General features: G+C 57.5%; 23 protein-coding genes. All 23 read right to left on the bottom strand.

Annotation, left to right across the window (positions count from 1 at the left end; all coding sequences use genetic code 11):
* Complete coding sequence (locus tag RDU76_05660; protein MDQ7798411.1) at positions 1-648, bottom strand: ribonuclease HII; 648 nt, start codon at positions 646-648, stop codon at positions 1-3.
* Positions 649-654: 6 nt separating this feature from the next.
* Positions 655-1029, bottom strand: coding sequence for a 50S ribosomal protein L19 (rplS, locus tag RDU76_05665; protein ID MDQ7798412.1), 375 nt, complete (start codon positions 1027-1029; stop codon positions 655-657).
* 185 nt (positions 1030-1214) lie between these two features.
* Positions 1215-1934, bottom strand: coding sequence for a tRNA (guanosine(37)-N1)-methyltransferase TrmD (gene trmD / locus RDU76_05670; protein MDQ7798413.1), 720 nt, complete (start codon positions 1932-1934; stop codon positions 1215-1217).
* Positions 1931-2455, bottom strand: a complete 525-nt coding sequence (rimM, locus tag RDU76_05675) for a ribosome maturation factor RimM (GenBank protein MDQ7798414.1) — start codon at positions 2453-2455, stop codon at positions 1931-1933. Before rimM ends, trmD begins: the two co-directional genes overlap by 4 nt.
* Before the next feature lie 42 nt (positions 2456-2497).
* Positions 2498-2731: a KH domain-containing protein gene (locus tag RDU76_05680; protein MDQ7798415.1), complete on the bottom strand. Its 234-nt coding sequence runs from the start codon at positions 2729-2731 to the stop codon at positions 2498-2500.
* Positions 2732-2737: 6 nt separating this feature from the next.
* Positions 2738-3085, bottom strand: coding sequence for a 30S ribosomal protein S16 (rpsP, locus tag RDU76_05685; GenBank protein ID MDQ7798416.1), 348 nt, complete (start codon positions 3083-3085; stop codon positions 2738-2740).
* Between the two features lie 106 nt (positions 3086-3191).
* On the bottom strand, positions 3192-4511 hold the full coding sequence (ffh, locus tag RDU76_05690) for a signal recognition particle protein (protein MDQ7798417.1): 1320 nt from the start codon (positions 4509-4511) through the stop codon (positions 3192-3194).
* A gap of 220 nt (positions 4512-4731) precedes the next feature.
* The gene (locus RDU76_05695; GenBank protein MDQ7798418.1) at positions 4732-5910 is read right to left on the bottom strand and encodes an FprA family A-type flavoprotein; all 1179 of its coding nucleotides are present in this window, start codon (positions 5908-5910) and stop codon (positions 4732-4734) included.
* 134 nt (positions 5911-6044) lie between these two features.
* Positions 6045-6206: a rubredoxin gene (locus RDU76_05700; GenBank protein ID MDQ7798419.1), complete on the bottom strand. Its 162-nt coding sequence runs from the start codon at positions 6204-6206 to the stop codon at positions 6045-6047.
* Positions 6207-6281: 75 nt separating this feature from the next.
* Positions 6282-6791: a flavin reductase family protein gene (locus RDU76_05705; GenBank protein MDQ7798420.1), complete on the bottom strand. Its 510-nt coding sequence runs from the start codon at positions 6789-6791 to the stop codon at positions 6282-6284.
* On the bottom strand, positions 6788-7435 hold the full coding sequence (gene rpe, locus RDU76_05710) for a ribulose-phosphate 3-epimerase (protein ID MDQ7798421.1): 648 nt from the start codon (positions 7433-7435) through the stop codon (positions 6788-6790). The genes RDU76_05705 and rpe overlap by 4 nt, the downstream gene beginning before the upstream one ends.
* Positions 7436-7446: 11 nt before the next feature.
* A complete protein-coding gene (locus RDU76_05715; protein MDQ7798422.1) occupies positions 7447-8184 on the bottom strand; it encodes a PASTA domain-containing protein in 738 nt (245 codons plus the stop codon).
* Between the two features lie 3 nt (positions 8185-8187).
* Positions 8188-8922 carry a PASTA domain-containing protein gene (locus tag RDU76_05720; protein MDQ7798423.1) on the bottom strand — a complete coding sequence of 245 codons (735 nt, stop codon included), beginning with the start codon at positions 8920-8922 and terminating at the stop codon, positions 8188-8190.
* Between the two features lie 20 nt (positions 8923-8942).
* Positions 8943-10271 carry a 16S rRNA (cytosine(967)-C(5))-methyltransferase RsmB gene (gene rsmB / locus RDU76_05725; protein ID MDQ7798424.1) on the bottom strand — a complete coding sequence of 443 codons (1329 nt, stop codon included), beginning with the start codon at positions 10269-10271 and terminating at the stop codon, positions 8943-8945.
* Positions 10272-11027, bottom strand: coding sequence for a DUF116 domain-containing protein (locus tag RDU76_05730; protein ID MDQ7798425.1), 756 nt, complete (start codon positions 11025-11027; stop codon positions 10272-10274).
* A complete protein-coding gene (fmt, locus tag RDU76_05735) occupies positions 11024-11968 on the bottom strand; it encodes a methionyl-tRNA formyltransferase (GenBank protein ID MDQ7798426.1) in 945 nt (314 codons plus the stop codon). The genes RDU76_05730 and fmt overlap by 4 nt, the downstream gene beginning before the upstream one ends.
* Positions 11959-12954 (bottom strand): lysylphosphatidylglycerol synthase transmembrane domain-containing protein, encoded by a 996-nt coding sequence (locus RDU76_05740; protein ID MDQ7798427.1) that lies wholly within the window; start codon positions 12952-12954, stop codon positions 11959-11961. Before RDU76_05740 ends, fmt begins: the two co-directional genes overlap by 10 nt.
* Before the next feature lie 6 nt (positions 12955-12960).
* Positions 12961-13989 (bottom strand): glycosyltransferase family 2 protein, encoded by a 1029-nt coding sequence (locus tag RDU76_05745; protein ID MDQ7798428.1) that lies wholly within the window; start codon positions 13987-13989, stop codon positions 12961-12963.
* Positions 13990-14006: 17 nt separating this feature from the next.
* Positions 14007-14747: a metallophosphoesterase family protein gene (locus tag RDU76_05750; GenBank protein ID MDQ7798429.1), complete on the bottom strand. Its 741-nt coding sequence runs from the start codon at positions 14745-14747 to the stop codon at positions 14007-14009.
* Between the two features lies 1 nt (position 14748).
* Positions 14749-15168: a transcription antitermination factor NusB gene (gene nusB / locus RDU76_05755; protein ID MDQ7798430.1), complete on the bottom strand. Its 420-nt coding sequence runs from the start codon at positions 15166-15168 to the stop codon at positions 14749-14751.
* A gap of 7 nt (positions 15169-15175) precedes the next feature.
* A complete protein-coding gene (gene ribE, locus RDU76_05760) occupies positions 15176-15640 on the bottom strand; it encodes a 6,7-dimethyl-8-ribityllumazine synthase (GenBank protein ID MDQ7798431.1) in 465 nt (154 codons plus the stop codon).
* Between the two features lie 39 nt (positions 15641-15679).
* Complete coding sequence (locus RDU76_05765) at positions 15680-16906, bottom strand: bifunctional 3,4-dihydroxy-2-butanone-4-phosphate synthase/GTP cyclohydrolase II (protein ID MDQ7798432.1); 1227 nt, start codon at positions 16904-16906, stop codon at positions 15680-15682.
* Positions 16907-17006: 100 nt separating this feature from the next.
* Positions 17007-17591, bottom strand: coding sequence for a riboflavin synthase (locus tag RDU76_05770; GenBank protein ID MDQ7798433.1), 585 nt, complete (start codon positions 17589-17591; stop codon positions 17007-17009).
* Position 17592: the final 1 nt, after the last annotated feature.

Raw genomic sequence — 17592 nt, forward strand, 5'->3', positions numbered from 1 at the left:
TCAGGCTCCCAGTAAAGATTTGACCGGCTCAAAACTTTTGCGGTGAATGGCACAGGGGCCGTATCTGTTAAGTGCGGCAATATGATATCTGGTGCCGTAGCCCTTGTGCCTGTCAAAACCGTAGCCGGGGAAATCGTTATGATGGGCCCTCATCAGCGAATCCCGCAGGCATTTGGCGATTATCGATGCCGAGGCGATGGACAGGCTGAGGGAATCCCCGGCTATGACCGCCCTAGCCTCTTGGGGCTTGAGGCCCTTGGGCAATCCCCGGGGGATCCTATTGCCGTCGATCAGGACCAGGTCGGGCCTGAGATTAAGGCCGCATAGGGCGTAATTCATGGCCTTAAGCGAGGCCTGCAGGATATTGATCCGGTCGATCTCCTCGGGAGCAACGATCCCGAGGCCCACCGCCAGCGAGCTTTCGAGCACCAGTTTAAAAGCCCTCTCCCGCTGCTTTGGGCTAAGCTTCTTGGAATCGTCGATGCCCGGCAGGGCAGCCTTTGCCCTAAGGATCACCGCGGCGGCCACCACCGGCCCGGCCAGCGGACCCCGCCCGGCCTCGTCCACTCCGGCGATAAGTTTATAGCCCTGCCGCCGGTATGAGCTGTCGAACAGGTATAATTTATTGCCTTGGGACCGGCTGGCCATTTAAGCCTATTTTACCGCCGGGGCTGCGGGCTCCCTCTTCTGGGCCACCTTGGCGGCCTTGCCGGTCAGTTTACGCAGATAGAACAGCTTGGCCCTTCGGACATCGCCCTTCTTGATCACGTCGACCGCGGCGATATTGGGAGAATGAAGCGGAAATATCCTCTCCACCCCCACTCCGCCGGAGATCTTCCTGACGGTGAAGGAAGCGCCGATTCCCCGGCCCCTCTTCTGGATGACCACGCCCTGGAAGGCCTGCAGCCTTTCCTTGTCGCCCTCGATGACCCGGACCTGCACCTTTACCGTGTCCCCGGCCCGGAACTCCTGAAGATCGCTCTTGGTCTGTTCGGCCTCTATGCTTTTGATCACAGCTTGCTTGTTCATAATGGTTGATCTAAACCTCCTGATTGTTTTTTTATTATTATTTGTGGCTTCTGTAAAAATACTCTTTACCACGAAAACCCTGAATTTTCGGAAAGAAATCACCAAGAAAATGAAGATTTAATGGATGTCACTCCGTGTTACTAAAATTTCCGTGATTAAGTGGTTGGTTTCGCAGCGGTCTCTATTTATTGTTCGCTTTCTTTTAAAAAGGCGGCGTCCTGGTCGCTCAGATCGGCCTTATCCAGAAGATCGGGCCGGTGCCTTTGGGTCAGCTTCAAAGCCTGCTGTCTGCGCCACTGCTTTATCTGGGCATGGTTCCCGGAACGCAGCACCTCCGGCACCTTCATCCCCCGGTAATCTTCGGGCCTGGTGTAATGGGGATGGTCCAGCAGCCCGGTCTCGAAGGAATCGCAGTTGGCCGACTCCGGGTCGGAGATGGCCCCGGGCAGCAGCCGGACGATGGCGTCGATCACCACCAGGGCCGCCGGCTCCCCCCCGGACAGGATATAGTCGCCCAGGGAGATGTCCAGGTCCACCAGGCTCCGGTTCCTCTCGTCGATGTCCTTGTAATGTCCGCAAAGGAATACCAGATGCTCCTCTCCGGCCAGCCGCCGGGCGGTCTCCTGATTGAATACCTTCCCCCGGGGGGACAGCAGAACCACCTTGGCGTCGGGATCGGTCTTTATCTTTTCCACCGCTTCGAATATCGGCTCCGGCTTCATCACCATGCCCGGGCCGCCGCCGTAGGGAACATCGTCGCACACCCGGTGCTTGTCGTGGGCGAAATCCCGGATATTGACGATGTTGAAGTTTACGATACCCCTCTTCTGGGCCTGCCCGATGATGCTCTGTCCCAGCACCGGGGGGAACATCTCGGGAAACAGGGTCAATACGTCTATCTTCACCTTAGGCCTTCCGCATCCCTGATGACCATCACCTTTTTATCCAGGTCTATCTGCTGGATGATGTCTCCCTGACCCGGGATATAGAATTCCCCCTCCGGCCCCTTGACCAGGTAGATGTCGCCGGAGGGCATATCCTCGACCTGCGACAGCACCCCCAGCTGCCGGTTGTCCTGGGATACCACATTGAGCCCCAGCAGCTGAAAAGTATAATAACGTCCCGGCTCCAGCGGCTCCAGGCGGGAATCCGGTATGGCCAGCTCCGCCCCCCGCCAGGGCTCGGCCTGCTCGATGCTGGATATCTCGGCCAGCTTTAACAGTCCGTACTTGTTCTGGGGCGTAAAACTCTCCACCGTCGCTTCCTGGATCCGGTGGGCCAGGACCAGCAGCAGGGACTCGCCCGGCAGGAACCTTTTGGGATTGTCCGTCTCCACCCTGACCTTGAACAGGCCCTTCAGTCCGTGGCTTTTCATCACCGTGGCCACCACCACCAGGTCGTCCCTATTTATGTCCTGGGAGAGCACTTTATCCCGACGCTTTTTTACAAACGGAGCAGCCCATCCCGGTCACTCGATTATCTCCAGGGAGGTCCGCTTGCCCAGCTTGGTTCCGGCGGCCGCCAGCAGGGTCCTCAGCGACTGGGCGGTCCGGCCCTTCTTGCCGATCACCTTTCCGATATCCTCCTTGGCCACCCTCAGTTCATACACGGTGACGCTGTTCTTGGTCACTTCGCTGACGCTGACCTTTTCGGGCTGGTCCACCAGGGACTTGGAAAGGAACTCCACTAAATCCTTCAACATAATTCATCAATCCTTTTTCTTTTTGGCAGCCAACCGTTCCTTGTGGGTCTTTTTGGTTTTGGTTGACGCAAAAGTGACCATCACCTTCTTCAGATCCACCCCGTCATTGGCGGCCTGCTTCTCGGCCAGCTTGATCACCCGCATGGCCGTGCTGGAGACGATGGCGCCTTTCTTGATCCACTCCCGGGCCTTTTCCAGATCCACCCGGGCTTCCACCGGCTTGGCGGCCGGGCGATAGTATCCCAAAGTATCCAACTGGGAACCGTCTAGCTTGGACCTGGTGGTTGCCACCACGATTCTGTAGGCGGCTAATTTGTTGCTTCCGCCCCGGGACATTCTGATTGATACCGACATTTGGTTTGACACCTCCCTTGGTTGTAGTGATTATTGTTATTGATTTATTTTGATTTACTTTTATTTAACTATCGTATGGCCATTGTTTTCTATTGCATGACCGCCGTCAAAATCCCTTGGGCATCCTGAAGCCCCGGCCCTTTGAATTCATCATCTGCTTCATCATCTTCTGGCTCATCTCGAACTGGTTCAGCAGGCGATTGACCTCCTGGACGCTGGTGCCGCTGCCCGAGGCTATCCGCTTGCGCCGGCTGCCGTTGATGATCTGGGGGCGGTTCCTCTCCTGCGGGGTCATGGAGCCGATGATGGCCTCGATCCTGCTTAGGGCCTTATCGTCGATCTCGGCGTTCTGGGGAAGTTTGGCCGCCCCGGGGATCATGGCCATTATCTCCGACATGGAGCCCATCTTCTTGATCTGTTTCATCTGCTGGGAGAAGTCCTCCAGGGTGAAGCTCTGTTTGCGGACCTTCTCCTCCATCTTGGCGGCCTGCTTCTGGTCAAAGACGTTTTGGGCCTTCTCCACCAGGCCCACCACGTCGCCCAGGCCCAGGATCCGCGAGGCCATCCGGTCGGGATGGAACGGCTCCAAAGCGTTGAGCTTCTCGCCCAGTCCGATATATTTGATGGGCTTTCCGGTGACGGCCCTGAGGCTTAGGGCCGCCCCGCCCCGGGCATCGCCGTCCAGCTTGGTCATGATCACGCCGGAAAGCTCCAGCTGCTGGCCGAATTGCGAGGCGATATTGACCGCGTCCTGCCCGGTCATCCCGTCCACCACCAACAGGACCTCGTGGGGCTTGACCGCCGCCTGGACCGCCTTCAGCTCCTCCATCATCGGCTGGTCAATGTGCAGGCGGCCGGCGGTGTCCAATATCAGCCAGTCTGCCAGCCGCTTGACCGCCTCGTGCTGGGCGGATTTGCAGATGTCCACCACATCGGTGGTGTCCTTTTTAAAGAAGTCACAGCCCACCTGCTGGGCCAGTATCTCCAGCTGTTCGATGGCGGCCGGGCGGTAGACGTCGGCCGCGGCCAGCATCACCCGGCGGCCTGGCTGCAGCAGGCTCTTGGCCAGCTTGGCGCAGGTGGTGGTCTTGCCGGAGCCCTGCAGACCGCAGACCATCACCACCGTGGGCGGCTGGGAGGCCATTCTCAGCGGCTCGTTCTTGGTGCCCAGGGTGGCGGATAATTGCTCGTGGACTATTTTAATGAACTGCTGGCCGGGGGTGATACTGTTAAGCACCTCGGCCCCCAGGGCCTTTTCTTCTATCGCCGCAACGAAATCCTTGACCACCTTGTAATTGACGTCGGCCTCTAAAAGAGCCCGTTTGACCTTCTGGGAGGCTTCTTTTATATTATCCTCGGAAAGTTTGCCCTTTCCGGTGAGATCTTTGAACAGACCTGTGAGTTTTTCTGATAATGAGTCGAACAATTTTTACTTAATATTAAATTACAAATACAAAACGCCGTCAGTTGTACTGCGTTAATTCCTCAGGTTCCGCCAGGAATTTGGCGTTGCACGGCTTTACTGATCCCCTTTTAACCACCAAGACACCCCAGCTTTTTCGGGGTTCACGTATCTTATTGTTACCTGTGGTTCTCAAGGCACAAATTATTATCTGGGCCTATGAGTCTCAATGACAGTCAAACACTTATAACAGCCCTAAAGATCTATGCTTTTCGAAGACCGCCTCGGCCAGCTTGTCCAAAGCCTCGAAATCATCTTTGCGCGGCGCGCCCTTGATGTAGACCGGCTCCAGCAGTTCGGCCTTAAGGTTGGCCAACAGCGATTTGACGGTCTCCACCGCCTTGCTGCCCCAGCCGTATGATCCGATGATGCCCAGAAACTTGGTCTTGGGCCTTAAGGCCCCCACCAGCGCCGCGGCATACAGCCCCTGGGGATGCGGCCCCACCAGGACGGTGGAGGTGGCCAGAATGACCGTGGCGGCGTCCACCAGCGAGGCGGCCAGTTCGCCCAGGTCGGTCTTGGTCAGATTGAACGGTTTGACGGCGATGCCTTTTTTGACCAGGGCCTCGGTAAGATGCTTGACCATGTCCTCGGTGCTGCCGTGCATCGAGACCCAGGGTATCACCACTTCGTTTTTGACATTCTCCGAGCTCCAATCCCTGTAGGCCTCCACGATGTGGAACGGCTTTTTGTAGACCGGCCCGTGGGTGGGGGCGACCAGGTCCAGATCCATGGTATCCAGCTTCTGCAGGTTCTTGACTATGGAGGGGCGGAAGGGCATCATGATCTCGGCGTAATATCGCTTGGCGCCCTCCAGCACCGTATCGTCGCAGGCCAAGATGTCGGTGGTGGCCAGGTGCGAGCCCAAAAAGTCGCCGGAGAAGAGGATCTTGTCCTCCCTCAGATAGCTGAACATGGTCTCCGGCCAGTGCACCCAGGGAGCCAGGATGAACTCAACTGTCTTGTCGCCCAGCGATAGCGTCTCCCCGTCCCCGACCACCTGGAACCGGCCCTCCGTGATGTGCAGCAGGTCCATCAAAAACCCTTTGCACTTCTCGTTGGTCACCACCACCGCCTTAGGGAATTTCTCCGCCAGGAACCCGATGGAGCCGGAATGGTCCTGCTCGGCATGGTTGCAGATGATGTAATCCAGCTGCTTGACATCGTGCTCGGCCAGGTTGGCCAGCAGTTCATCATACTTGGCCGGATCCACCGAGTCCACCAGGGCGGTCTTCTGACTGCCCTTTATCAGGTAGGAATTATAGCTGGTGCCGTGCGGCAGGGGGATCAGTTCGTCGAACAGCCTGCGGTCCCAATCCTGCACCCCGACGGCGTAAATGTTCTTCTTTAATTCTCGAATCATCTTATTCAAACCCCGTACGCAAAGCCGATATAAAGTCGGCTAGATTATGAACGCCTATCGAACCGCAAAGCCACCAAAAGCGTTAAGACATGAACCCTTTATCTTTGTGCCTTAGTGCCTGGGTGGTTTTTCCCTCAGTCTTCCGGCTCAAAGGCGTCCTTGGCGGCGCCGCACACCGGGCAGACCCAGTCGTCGGGCAGGGATTCGAAACTGGTGCCGGGCTGTATCCCGTTATCGGGATCGCCGATGGCCGGATCGTACTCATAACCGCAGACAGTGCAGGTGTACTTCTTCATTTTGGCTCTCCTCTCTGTTGGGGCAATTCATGAATTGCCCTTTCTTTTATAGTTGGGGCACGGCATGCCGTGTCCTTACTTTGCGATATACGATGGCGCGTTCTTCTGGGTCTTCCCGCCTTTTATCCGGTGATAGTAATCGTAGGTCATGGGGAGGCCTTCGGCCAGGACCTCCGATTCCACCACCTTCCCGATGAACAGGGTGTGGCTGCCCAATTCCACCGATTGGACCACCTCCAGGTCGAAATGAGCCAGGCTGTGGTCCAGTATCTTGGGGTTGCCGCTGGAGCAGACCTGGTATTTGACCCCGCTGAACTTGTCCACCTGGCGTCCGCACTTGAAGCCGAAGGTGCCGATGGTGGTGAGCGGCGTCTCCTGGGACAGCACCGCGATCGAGAATTTTTTTGAACTCTTGATGAACTCGTTGGTCAGGTTCTGGCAGTTGAGACTGACCGCCATCAACGGCGGCTCGGCCGTCACCTGAAAGACGGTGTTGGCTATCTGGCCGTTCAGCTTTCCCTCCCTGAAGCTGGAGACCACATACATCCCGTAGCTGATCAGCCGGAAAGCGTTGGGATCCATCATATCCCCCTGATGGCTTTTATCTGCGCCGCCCGGTCCCGGTGTTTGAAGATGGCCGCTCCGGCCACCAGCACCCCGGCCCCGGCCTCCCTGGCCTGATGTGCGGTCTCGGGGTTGATGCCCCCGTCTATGGATATTATGGCTTTGGTCCTTCCCTGCTTTTTGAGGGCGGACAACTGCCGGACCTTGTCCAGCGCTTCCGGCATGAATTTCTGCCCGCCGAATCCGGGATGGACGCTCATCACCAGGAAAAGGTCTATCCCTTCTATGGCCGGCAGGGCCTTGTCCAGCGGGGTCTCTGGGTTGACCGACAGGCCGACCTTTACCTTGAGTTCTTTGACCTGCTCCACCGCCGCCGGCAGGTCATCGATGGCCTCGGCGTGAATGGTGATGTAATCGGCCCCGGCCCGGGCAAACTCCGGAGCGTATTTCAGGGGGTCGCTGATCATCAAATGGGCGTCCAGCGGAAGCCGGGAGATCCTTTTAATGGCTTCCACGATGAAAGGCCCGAAGGTGAGGTTGGGAACGAAGTGCCCATCCATCACGTCCAGGTGCAGCCAGTCGGCCCCGCCCTGCTCCACCGATCTGATCTCGCTTTTTAGATCTGCAAAATCCGCCGACAGCAGAGAGGCCGCTATTTTGATCATCTCCGGCATCCCTACTGGGTGCTGACCGCCAGGTTGACGGTGTCGCCCTGCTTGATGACGAATCCGGGCTGGGGGGCCTGCAACATGACGGTCCCCGGCTCCAGGGCCTGGCCGGAGATGTACTTGATCTGGCCTATCACCAGGCCCTGGCCCACCAGCTGGCCCTGGATCTCGGCCAGCTTGCGGCCCACCAGGTCGGGCATCAGCATCTTGCCGGTGGGGCCCTTGCTTAAGGTCAGCTTGATGGCGCTTTTCTTGGCCAGCAGGGCCCCGGCCGCCGGGCTGGATGATACCACGCATCCCAGGGCGATGGAATCGCTGGAGATGCTGTCCACCTCAGTCACCGCCAGTCCCAGCCGGTCGATCAGGTTGATGGCCCGCACCGAGGACAGACCGGCCAGATACGGCACCGGGACCTTCTCCTCACCCCGGTTGATGATCACCCGCACCTTGCGCCTTTTCTTGACCATCATCCTGGGTTCGGGGTCCTGGGAGATGATGGAGCTGTCGGGCAGAGCGGCGTCATAGCGCCAGCCGGCGTTCACCAGTTCCAGCTCCCGGGCCTGCAGGATCTCCTGAGCCTGTTTCAGGCCCAGGCCGCGGACATCTGGCACCTCCACCACCGAGCCCTGGCGGACGATCAGCGGCATCAGCACGAAGTTGGCCAGCAGAAATCCGGCCAGGAAGACCAGCAGCACCCAGATCACATTGCGCCACAGCCGGGGAAGTTTTTTGAAAAATTTAGGCATTTATTATTCCGGTTCGACGTCGGTGCTTATCCAGAGGTTGACATTGGAGCCCTTGGCGACCTTGGATCCCGGCGAGGGATCCTGTCGGATCACCAGGCCCGGATCCTGCTCCTCGTCGTAGACATATCGGATGCCGCCCACGTTAAGGCCGGCCTGCTTGATCATCTCCTGGGCCCGGGACCGGCCCCAGCCGCGCACCGAGGGCACCGCCACCTCTCCGGCCCCGGCGCTGACTATCAGGTCCACCGCGCTGTCCTTGGACACCTTCAGCCCGAACACCGGATTGCTGGATATCACCCCGTCCTTCTCCACCGAGTCGGAGGGCTGCATTATCACCTGTCCCAGCTTAAGCCCGGACTGCTGCAGCACCACCGTGGCCTGGGCCAGAGGCAGGCTCTTCATATTGGGCACTTCGGCCCCGGCGCTGTTGGGCCACACCTTGACCGTCCACCCTTTGCGGACCTTGCTGCCCGGCACCGGATCCTGCTTGCTGACCGTCCCGTCCGGCACGGTGGGATCGCTGATGGCCGTCTCCTCGTACACCCGGAATCCGCGGCCCTCCAGCAGCGATTTGGCGATCTCGACCTTCTTGCCGGTGACATCCGGCACCTCGGACATCTCCAGGATCGGCTGGATAAAGGCCCAGAATAAAATGGTGGTGATCAGGCCGGACAGGGCCCCCGAGAGGATCGCCACCCATACGTTCTTTTTGTTGCTGGTCTGCTCGTATATCGGCATAGCTTTCTCCTGGATTGGTTTTATATGTTTTTACTTTTTATTAAGCGGGCGGCAAAGGCCCCGTCCATCTGATGGAGCTGCGGCCAGGCGGCCAGAAAACCGTCCTGGGCCAGCGCTGCCGGAAGATATTTTTCGGCCGGGTCCAGCCGGAATTCGGGATGGCGGATCAAAAAACCCTTTACCTGATCCTGGTTCTCCTCCGGGGTCAGGGTGCAGGTGCTGTACACCAGCGCCCCGCCTGGCTTGACCAGCCCTGCGGCATTTTCCAGGATCCGGCTCTGCAGCCCGGCCATCCGCTGGATATCGGCCTCCCTGATCCGCCAGCGCAGGTCCAGCCGCCGCCGAATGACGCCCAGCCCGGTGCAGGGCACATCGGCCAGGACCAGATCGAAAGCGGTTTTGAATTTTATATCAACGGCATCGCCGTTGATCAAATACCATGAATCCAAGCCCAGCCGGATGAAATTCTCCCTGACCCTGGGCAGTTTCCGGAAACTTCGGTCCAGGGCGAACATATCCGCCCGGCCGCCGGCCTGCTCCAGGGCCAGCCCGGCCTTGCCCCCCGGAGCCGCGCAGAGGTCTAAAATGTTGTCGCCTTCCTTGGCACCAAAAAGCATCCCCGCCGCCTGGGCGCTGAAATCCTGAAAATAGAAATGCCCCCGGACAAATAATTCATTATCAACCAGTCCGGAAGGGTTGTCTATTTCTATGGCCTGGGGAAGGATTTCCAGGCATTTGGGCCCAAACCCGCCAGCCTTAAGTTGTTCGAATAAATTTTCGGCCGAGGCCTTCAGACGGTTGGCCCTTATGATCACCGGGGCCGGAGAATTATTGAATTCCAATATCTTTAGGGCATCATCCCAGCCCAATTGCTTGGCCCATCTTTCGATCAGCCATTCCGGATGGGAATATTCGATGCCGGCATCTTTAACTTTATCCCCGGTATCGGGTTTTTTCAGATATTTTTTGTTCCTAATTATATCCCGCAGCACGGCGTTTGTCAAGCCAATTATCTCTTTCCGGCCAAAGCGTTTAACCAGTTCAACGCTTTCATTTACCGCTGCAAATGCCGGGATTTTGTCCAAAAATGCAACCTGATACAACCCCAACCGCAAGATATTGGCTTCCAATGTATTCAGTGATTTAAGGCCCCTTTTAAGCGACCCATCCAGCAGCCAGTCCAGTTTGGCCCTTTGCCTGAGCACCCCGGACACCAATTCCCTGGCCAGGTTCTGGTCGACCCGGGAAAGCCCGGCCTGGCTGAAATATTTTCTCAATATGCTGTCGCTGAATTCGGTATTCTGATCTATGGCCGACAGGATATTGAGAGCGGTTTCTCTGGCCGTCACTTAAACTTCCTTTCCCAGCAGGGAGAAAAATCCCGCCTGGACCTTTTCCATGTCCACCGTGGTGTTGTTGCACGGTCCGTGGGGGCGCTGGTTCAAAATGCCGTAGACCGGGATGGGGTAGGCATCCAGGATCCCCGAGACCAGGTCCCGTTCGCAGGCCACCGCCAGGATCAGGGTCGGCTTGATCTCCACGATCAGCCGCCGGGCCAAGGTTCCTCCGGTGGCCACTGCGATCCTGGCGTTGATTTTTCCAGAAAGCTCGGCCAGCTTGGAGATGGCACATTTGCCGCATCTCCGACAGTTCCCGATATCCGATGTTACCCGATATTGGCAGTCGCTCAGCTGCAGGCAGTGCGGCAGCAATATCATTATCCGGCCGGGATCGACCCGCTTTCTGGTGGCCCGGACCAGGGCATTGTTGAATTCCACGAAAGACTCCCCCACCCTCTCCCGGCCGATGCCCAGCAGAAATCCCAGAAAAAGGTTTATGGGGTAGAGCACCTTGACCGTCACCTGTTTTTTCCCGTGGGGGAACAGGAAATCCCTTTCGGTTATGGCCGACAGGAAAAGCAGGAACAGTCCGCCGCTGACCACCAGCAGGAACAATGCTGCCGCGGCTCCGGCGGCATAGAACATCCATTCCGACAGCAGCTGCAGGCGGGGCATCACCAGCCAGAAAAGCAGCATCACCCCGCTGCCCAGGATGGCCAGGCTGGCGAAGGACAGGGCCAAAAACAACCTCTTGCTGCCGGTCATGATAACTTTTCCCCCACCAGCGGCTTGTATCCCCGGATGAATTCGTCCCCGCTCATCGCATTTTTTCCCTGTGGTTTTAGTTCCGTCAAGATGACCGACCCGTCCAGGGTTTTAACCGCCAGTCCGCTGTTTTTGTCCGTTGCCACTACTTGCCCCGGTAGTAATTCGTAATTTTCAATTTTCAATTTGCAATTTGTCAGTATATTCAGGATCTCTAATCGTTTCCCTTTGAACAGGGCAAAGGACCCCGGCCTGGGGGTCAGCCCCCGGATCTGGTTCTGTATCTCTATGGACTTCCGTTTCCAGTCTATATGCCCGTCGGCCGATGAAAGCTTTGGAGCATAGGTCACCAGGGACTCATCCTGTTTTTTAAACTCTGCCTTGCCTGTCTTCAAAATATCCAAACTACTGGAGATCAGATCTGCCCCCAGCTTGGCCAGCCTGGCTTCCAGCATCCCGGCGTTTTCATCGTCGGTGATCGGCACCTCCTGCTGCAGGATGATGTCCCCGGCGTCCATCCTGTCGTTCATCAGGATAGTGGAAACACCTGTCGCCTTGTCCCCATTTATCAAAGCATGATTGATGGGTGCCGCCCCGCGGTATCTGGGAAGCATCGAGGGGTGCAGGTTGACCGCGCCGTATTTCGGGATGTTCAGGATGTCGCTGGGGAGTTTGAGCCCGTAAGCCACCACCACCAACGCTTCGGGGGCCAGGCTGGAAACAGCCTGGATTATTTGATCCTGTTTCAGATTGCCGGGCTGTTGAACCAATAAACCCAGCTCCAAAGCCTTCTGCTTGACCGGGGAAAAGACAATGCTGCGGCCCCGGCCCGCCGGCCGGTCCGGCTGGGTAAAAACCGCCAAGACCTCGTGCCCCTTTTGATGAATGGCCTCCAGGGTGGACAGGGCAAACCCCGGGGTCCCCATAAAGATTATCCGCACTTTGAACCGCCTTTATTGTCATTGGCCGGTTTGCGCCCCCCATAGATCAGCCACAGTATTCCGCCCAGCAGCGAGATGGCGATAGCCACCAGATGGTATAAAAACCCCAGGGAAAGGGCTGCCGACCTGACCACCCCGGCCCGGCCGAAGAACAGGATGAACGCCCCCTCCTGCAGCCCCCAGCCGTTGATGGACAGTGGGATCATGCTCACTGCTGCTATCACCGGCATGTACAGGAAGAAGGGAATTATTGAAATGGATATCCCCATCGATACGGCGATGAAATAGGCCGTAAAAACCACGAACAACTGGACCATCAGCGATTGGATGAAAGCCCAGAACACTTCGTTTTTATGGGTGCGATATATGTACAGGGAATGATAGAAATCGATCAGGTGATTTTCAATCCTCTCTACCAGTGGAAGTTTCAGGACCCAACGGAACTTCTTCACCAGAGATTTATTCAGGAACAGGGCCACGAACAGCAACACCGCCACGATGACTATGACCATGACCCTCAGCAGGAACAATTCTTCCCCAGTCTTGGCCACCAAGACCAATCCTACGATGCCGGTGATGATCACCCCGAAAAGACCGATGAAGCGATCCACCAGCACCGAGGCCAAGGCTTCGGATTTTTTATTGCAGTCATTCACAACCAAGTAGGCCCGGGCCAGGTCGCCCCCCACCGTGGTGGGCAGAAAATTCCCGAAGAACAGCCCGTTCAGAAAATATCGGAAGAGTCTCCAGTAGCCGGCTCTGATTCCTCTGGCCGATAGCAATATCCGCCAGCGCCATGTGCAGAACGCATTGACTATGAAGTAGGCCACAAAAGCCCCTATCAGGTACCAGTGATCAATGTTTTTAAAGGTCGCTGTCAGCTCCTGGGGATCTTTTTTATAGGGCCAAAGTATCCACCCGATCAGTCCCAGGCTGACCAATATCCTCAGGATCAGCAGGGAGGTTTTCTTTATCTTTTCTCTCATTTCACTTTATAAATCGTTGGCAGTGCGTTTGCCCTGAAGAAAATACCTGACCGCTATGCTGCCCCGGTACATTTCGGCCCTGATCCTGCTGTCGCTGGCGGCTCTTAACTTCTGGACCTCCCGGCGTTTTTTCCAGACCAGCCGGGGGTTTTCCGCCATCCATAAACCCGCCTGGACAATGGCCCGGGCCCACTCCAGGTTGCCGGATGCCAAGGCTTTCAAGAAAGCCATCCCCTCCAGCGCCAGCCGCAGGGGCCAGATCCACAGCAGGCTGACCAGCGAATAGTTCTTCCACAGCATCAGCAGGCTGTTGCGGTGGTTAAGGTACATCTTGCGGAAATTGCCGGCCGGCAGGGAGCCTCCGGATAGATGATAGATCACCGACCCGGGGACGGCTGTCACCCGGTGCCCGGCCAGGTGCATCCGCCAGGCCAGGTCTATCTCCTCCATATGCATGAAGAAATCCTGGTCCAGCAGGCCCACCTTGTCCAGCACGCTCCGGCGGTATATGGAGGCCGATCCCGAGGCCCAGAAGATATCTTTCTGGTCATGGTCGTACTGCCCCAGGTCCTTCTCCTTGCAGTCGAACAGGCGGCCCAGACAATAGGGAAAGCCGAAAATATCCATCATGCCCCCGGCCCCTCCGGAATAATCGAACAGGCTGCGATCCTTAAGCCACAGGATCTTGGGCTGGGCCGCAGCTATGGTGTCGTCCTGGTCCAGTTCGGAGGACAGCTTGCCCAGCCAGTCCGGTTTGACCTCGGTGTCATTGTTCAGGAGAACGATATATTTCTCGGTGGTGGAACGGATGCCCAGGTTGCAGCCGCCGGCATATCCCAGGTTCTGTTGGGAGGAGATCACTTCTATCTGCGGATAGTTTTGTTTGGCCCATTGGGGGCTTCCGTCCCGCGAGGCATTGTCCACCAGGTAGATCCGGAAATTGTCATATTCGGTCTGGGCCAGGGACCGCAGACAGTCGGCCAGCATCTGTTGGCCGTTGTGATGCGGTATTATTATGGCTGTGGCGGTTGACATGGCTGCGATATCCCCCGTTAGATCCCGGTTGACAGGCGTTCGGCCAGACGGGCCGGCAAACCGGCCCGGATTATCTTTCCCTGGGCGGATTTGATGTCGTACTCCACCCGCCGTATGGCCACTTCCATTCTTTCCCCGTCGCAGATGGCATAGGTGGCCCTAGGGTCGCCGTCCCTGGGCTGCCCCACGCTGCCCACGTTGATTATATATCTCCGGTCCCTCTCCAGGTGAACGTACTCCCGGCCGGCTATGCTGCACTTGCCCTGGGCGTCGCATTCCCAGAATACGGGCTGGTGGGAATGGCCGACAAAACAAAGCCTTTCGCCAAATTTTTCAAACTGGTATTCGGCCTCATCCAGCGACAGGATATAATGCCAGTCCTCCGGCTTATGGGGAGTGGAGTGAACCATCAGCATTTCGTTTCCCTGAATGCTGGATTTTAGATTAAGTGGTAGTTTTTTGAGGAGGTCCCTTTCCCCCGAGGTTAGCTTTTTCCCCGTCCATTCCGCCGCTTTGCGGGCATTAAGATTGAAGTTGGAAAGATCCAGCAGGCCCACCGCCCCATGGTCGTGATTGCCGGCAATGACCTTATCGGTAAGCCCGCCTACCTCCGCCAGGCACTCGGCCGGATCGGCGCCGTAACCTACGGTGTCGCCCAGGCAAAATATGTCCTTGATCCCTTTTTGTTTGATATCGGCCAGCACCGCGGCCAGGGCTTCATGGTTGCCGTGTATGTCTGATATTAAGGCGCACCGCATCTTATCTTTCCTTTTTTCCCATATCCTTGAATATCTTGTCCAGCACTCCGTTTATGAAGCGCCCGGATTCCTCGTCCCCGAACTTCTTGGCCAGTTCGATGGATTCGTCGATGGCCACCTTGGGGGGCACCTGCTCCTCAAGATGCTGCAATTGAGCCACCCCCAGACGGATGATATTCCGGTCGATCAGGGCCATGCGGTCTATGGTCCAGTTCTGGGCCGCTTTCACGATGACCCGATCGATGCTGTCCAGGTTGGTGATCACGGCATTGACCAGGACCCCTGAAAACTCGACCATTTCAGGATCCTCTGGATTCCGGTGTTTAAGGTCATACAGCGCCTTCTCCACCAGGTCCCCGGTGACGTCCACCTGGTACAGGGCCTGCAGGGCCAGTTCTCTTGATTTTCTTCGGGAGCCCATCGGTTCCTTATATCTTCCGGTAGAGGTCGGTCAGCTCGATGGCCGACAGGGCCGCCTGCCATCCCTTGTTGCCGGCCTTGCTGCCGGCCCGGTCCAGGGCCTGGTCCAGGTTGTCGGTGGTGATCACTCCGAACACCGTGGGCACCCCTGAATTCATGGAGACCTGGGCCACCCCCTTGGCCACCTCGGCCGCGATATAGTCGAAATGCGGGGTATCGCCCCGGATGACGGCCCCCAGGCAGATGACCGCCTGATATTTTTTGGATGCGGCCACCCTGGCAGCCACCCCGGGGATCTCAAAGGAGCCCGGCACCCAGACCAGCTCCACGTTGGCGTCGCTCCCGCCGTGCCTGGTTATGCAGTCCAAGGCCCCGTCCACCAGGCGCTGGCTTATCAGGTCGTTGAACCGTGACACCACCAGGCAGAATTTTTTGTCGGCCGCGCTTAAGTGGCCCTCGATTATCTTTGGCATTTTAACCCTCCTTAAAATAATGAATGTTCCGTTAACGGATCAGCTGAGGCAGAAATTCTTGTCCAGCAGATGTCCCATCTTGTCGCGCTTGGTCTTCATATAGCGGGCGTTGGCCGGGGTGCAGGGCACCTGACTGGCGATCCGCTTTACTATCTTCAGGCCATAGCCCTCCAGGCCGGCGATCTTATCGGGGTTGTTGGTGATCAACCTGATGCTGGAGAGGCCCAGGTCGGCCAGTATCTGGGCCCCGATGCCGTAGTCCCTCTCGTCGGCGGCGAAGCCCAGGGCCAGGTTGGCTTCGATGGTGTCCATCCCCTGGTCCTGCAACTTATAGGCCTTCAGCTTGTTGAACAACCCGATGCCCCGGCCCTCCTGCCTCATGTACAAAAAGACCCCCCGGCCCTCCTGGTCGATCATCTTCATGGCCCCCGCCAGCTGGTCCCCGCAGTCGCAGCGGCTGGAGCCCAGAATGTCCCCGGTCAGGCACTGGGAATGCACCCGCACCAGGATATTTTTCCGGTTCCTGACCGCCCCCTTGACCAGGGCCAGATGATGGTAGTTCTCGATCAGGTCTTCGTACACCACCAGCCGGAACTGGCCGTATTTGGTGGGCAGCCTGGTCTCCAGCACCGGCATCACCAATTTTTCCTTCTTCCGGCGGTATTCTATCAGATCCTTGATGGTGATGATCTTCAGTTTGTGCCTGGCGGCGAAGGCAAAAAGTTTTGCACCCCGGGCCATGGTGCCGTCGTCGGAGATGATCTCACAGATCACCCCGGCCGGATACAGTCCGGCCAGCCGGGCCAGGTCCAGGGCCGCTTCGGTATGTCCGGTCCGCCGCAGCACCCCGCCCTCGGCCGACATCAGGGGGAATACATGGCCGGGCCGGGCCAGATCGGAGGGCCGGGTCTTGGGGTGGATCAGGGTTTTGATGGTGGCCGCCCGGTCATGGGCGGAGATGCCGGTGGTGGTGCCCTTTACGGCATCCACCGAAATGGCAAAGTTGGTGCCCAGCTTGGCGGTGTTGCGCTCCACCATCGGGCCCAGATCCAGCGCCTCCAGCCTCTGTCGGGCTAGCGACGCGCAGACCAGGCCCCGCCCCTCCTTGGCCATGAAGTTCACCGCTGCCGGCGTCACCCTGGCCGCGGCCATCACCAGGTCCCCTTCGTTCTCGCGGCACTCATCATCCACCACAATGATCATTTTGCCGGCCCTGATGTCGCGGATGGCCTCGGAAATGGAGTTGAATTTAGGTTTACCGTTCATCGTTTCCTTATAAAATAACATTCCGGATTTGGCCACATAACGCACATTAATCACAAAATACATCTCTTGGTTTTGATTTGTGCCTTTTGTGGTTGAATTGTCACTTGCCTTTTATTATTGACTCGGTGTATTTGACCATCATATCGAATTCCAGGTTTACCCTGTCACCTGTTTTTCGGTGTTTCAGGTTGGTATGGTCCAGGGTATGGGGAATGACGGCTGTCCAGAATCCGTCAGGCTCTTTGCGTGACACGGTCAGGCTGATGCCGTCCACCGCCACCGATCCCCGGTCAACTATGTACTTCCAATGCCCTGAGCCTGTCGATATCTTGATCTCGGTGCTGTCCGGCCGGCGGATGATCTTGGAGATCTTTGCTGCGCAGTCGATATGGCCGGACACAAAATGGCCGCCAAACCTGTCTCCGGCCTTCAGGGCCCTTTCCAGATTGACCGGAGCCCCAGCTTTGATCTCAGAAAACGAAGTTTTGCTGATGGTCTCCCGGCTGAGGTCGGCGGAAAAGCCCCCGGCGACCATCCTGGCCACGGTCAGGCAGGCCCCGTTGACAGCGATGCTCTCACCCAAAACCAGGTCGGACCACCCGGCCGCAATATCGATCTGGGCCGAATGCCCGGCATTTTTGAAGGCCTTGATGGTGCCTATCTGCTCTATCAGTCCGGTGAACATA

It is taken from the genome of Candidatus Edwardsbacteria bacterium (assembly GCA_031082425.1).
Taxonomy (GTDB): Bacteria; Edwardsbacteria; AC1; order AC1; family EtOH8; genus UBA2226.

Coding starts and splice junctions, on each gene's coding strand:
- RDU76_05700 (MDQ7798419.1), bottom strand. CDS start 6,206: ATGAAGAAGTACACCTGCACTGTCTGCGGTTATGAGTACGATCCGGCC.
- RDU76_05720 (MDQ7798423.1), bottom strand. CDS start 8,922: ATGCCGATATACGAGCAGACCAGCAACAAAAAGAACGTATGGGTGGCG.
- rpe (MDQ7798421.1), bottom strand. CDS start 7,435: ATGATCAAAATAGCGGCCTCTCTGCTGTCGGCGGATTTTGCAGATCTA.
- RDU76_05765 (MDQ7798432.1), bottom strand. CDS start 16,906: ATGAACGGTAAACCTAAATTCAACTCCATTTCCGAGGCCATCCGCGAC.
- RDU76_05660 (MDQ7798411.1), bottom strand. CDS start 648: ATGGCCAGCCGGTCCCAAGGCAATAAATTATACCTGTTCGACAGCTCA.
- rplS (MDQ7798412.1), bottom strand. CDS start 1,029: ATGAACAAGCAAGCTGTGATCAAAAGCATAGAGGCCGAACAGACCAAG.
- nusB (MDQ7798430.1), bottom strand. CDS start 15,168: ATGGGCTCCCGAAGAAAATCAAGAGAACTGGCCCTGCAGGCCCTGTAC.
- RDU76_05715 (MDQ7798422.1), bottom strand. CDS start 8,184: ATGCCTAAATTTTTCAAAAAACTTCCCCGGCTGTGGCGCAATGTGATC.
- RDU76_05705 (MDQ7798420.1), bottom strand. CDS start 6,791: ATGATGGATCCCAACGCTTTCCGGCTGATCAGCTACGGGATGTATGTG.
- RDU76_05750 (MDQ7798429.1), bottom strand. CDS start 14,747: ATGCGGTGCGCCTTAATATCAGACATACACGGCAACCATGAAGCCCTG.
- RDU76_05695 (MDQ7798418.1), bottom strand. CDS start 5,910: ATGATTCGAGAATTAAAGAAGAACATTTACGCCGTCGGGGTGCAGGAT.
- RDU76_05730 (MDQ7798425.1), bottom strand. CDS start 11,027: ATGACCGGCAGCAAGAGGTTGTTTTTGGCCCTGTCCTTCGCCAGCCTG.
- rpsP (MDQ7798416.1), bottom strand. CDS start 3,085: ATGTCGGTATCAATCAGAATGTCCCGGGGCGGAAGCAACAAATTAGCC.
- RDU76_05680 (MDQ7798415.1), bottom strand. CDS start 2,731: ATGTTGAAGGATTTAGTGGAGTTCCTTTCCAAGTCCCTGGTGGACCAG.
- ribE (MDQ7798431.1), bottom strand. CDS start 15,640: ATGCCAAAGATAATCGAGGGCCACTTAAGCGCGGCCGACAAAAAATTC.
- RDU76_05740 (MDQ7798427.1), bottom strand. CDS start 12,954: ATGAGAGAAAAGATAAAGAAAACCTCCCTGCTGATCCTGAGGATATTG.
- RDU76_05745 (MDQ7798428.1), bottom strand. CDS start 13,989: ATGTCAACCGCCACAGCCATAATAATACCGCATCACAACGGCCAACAG.
- RDU76_05770 (MDQ7798433.1), bottom strand. CDS start 17,591: ATGTTCACCGGACTGATAGAGCAGATAGGCACCATCAAGGCCTTCAAA.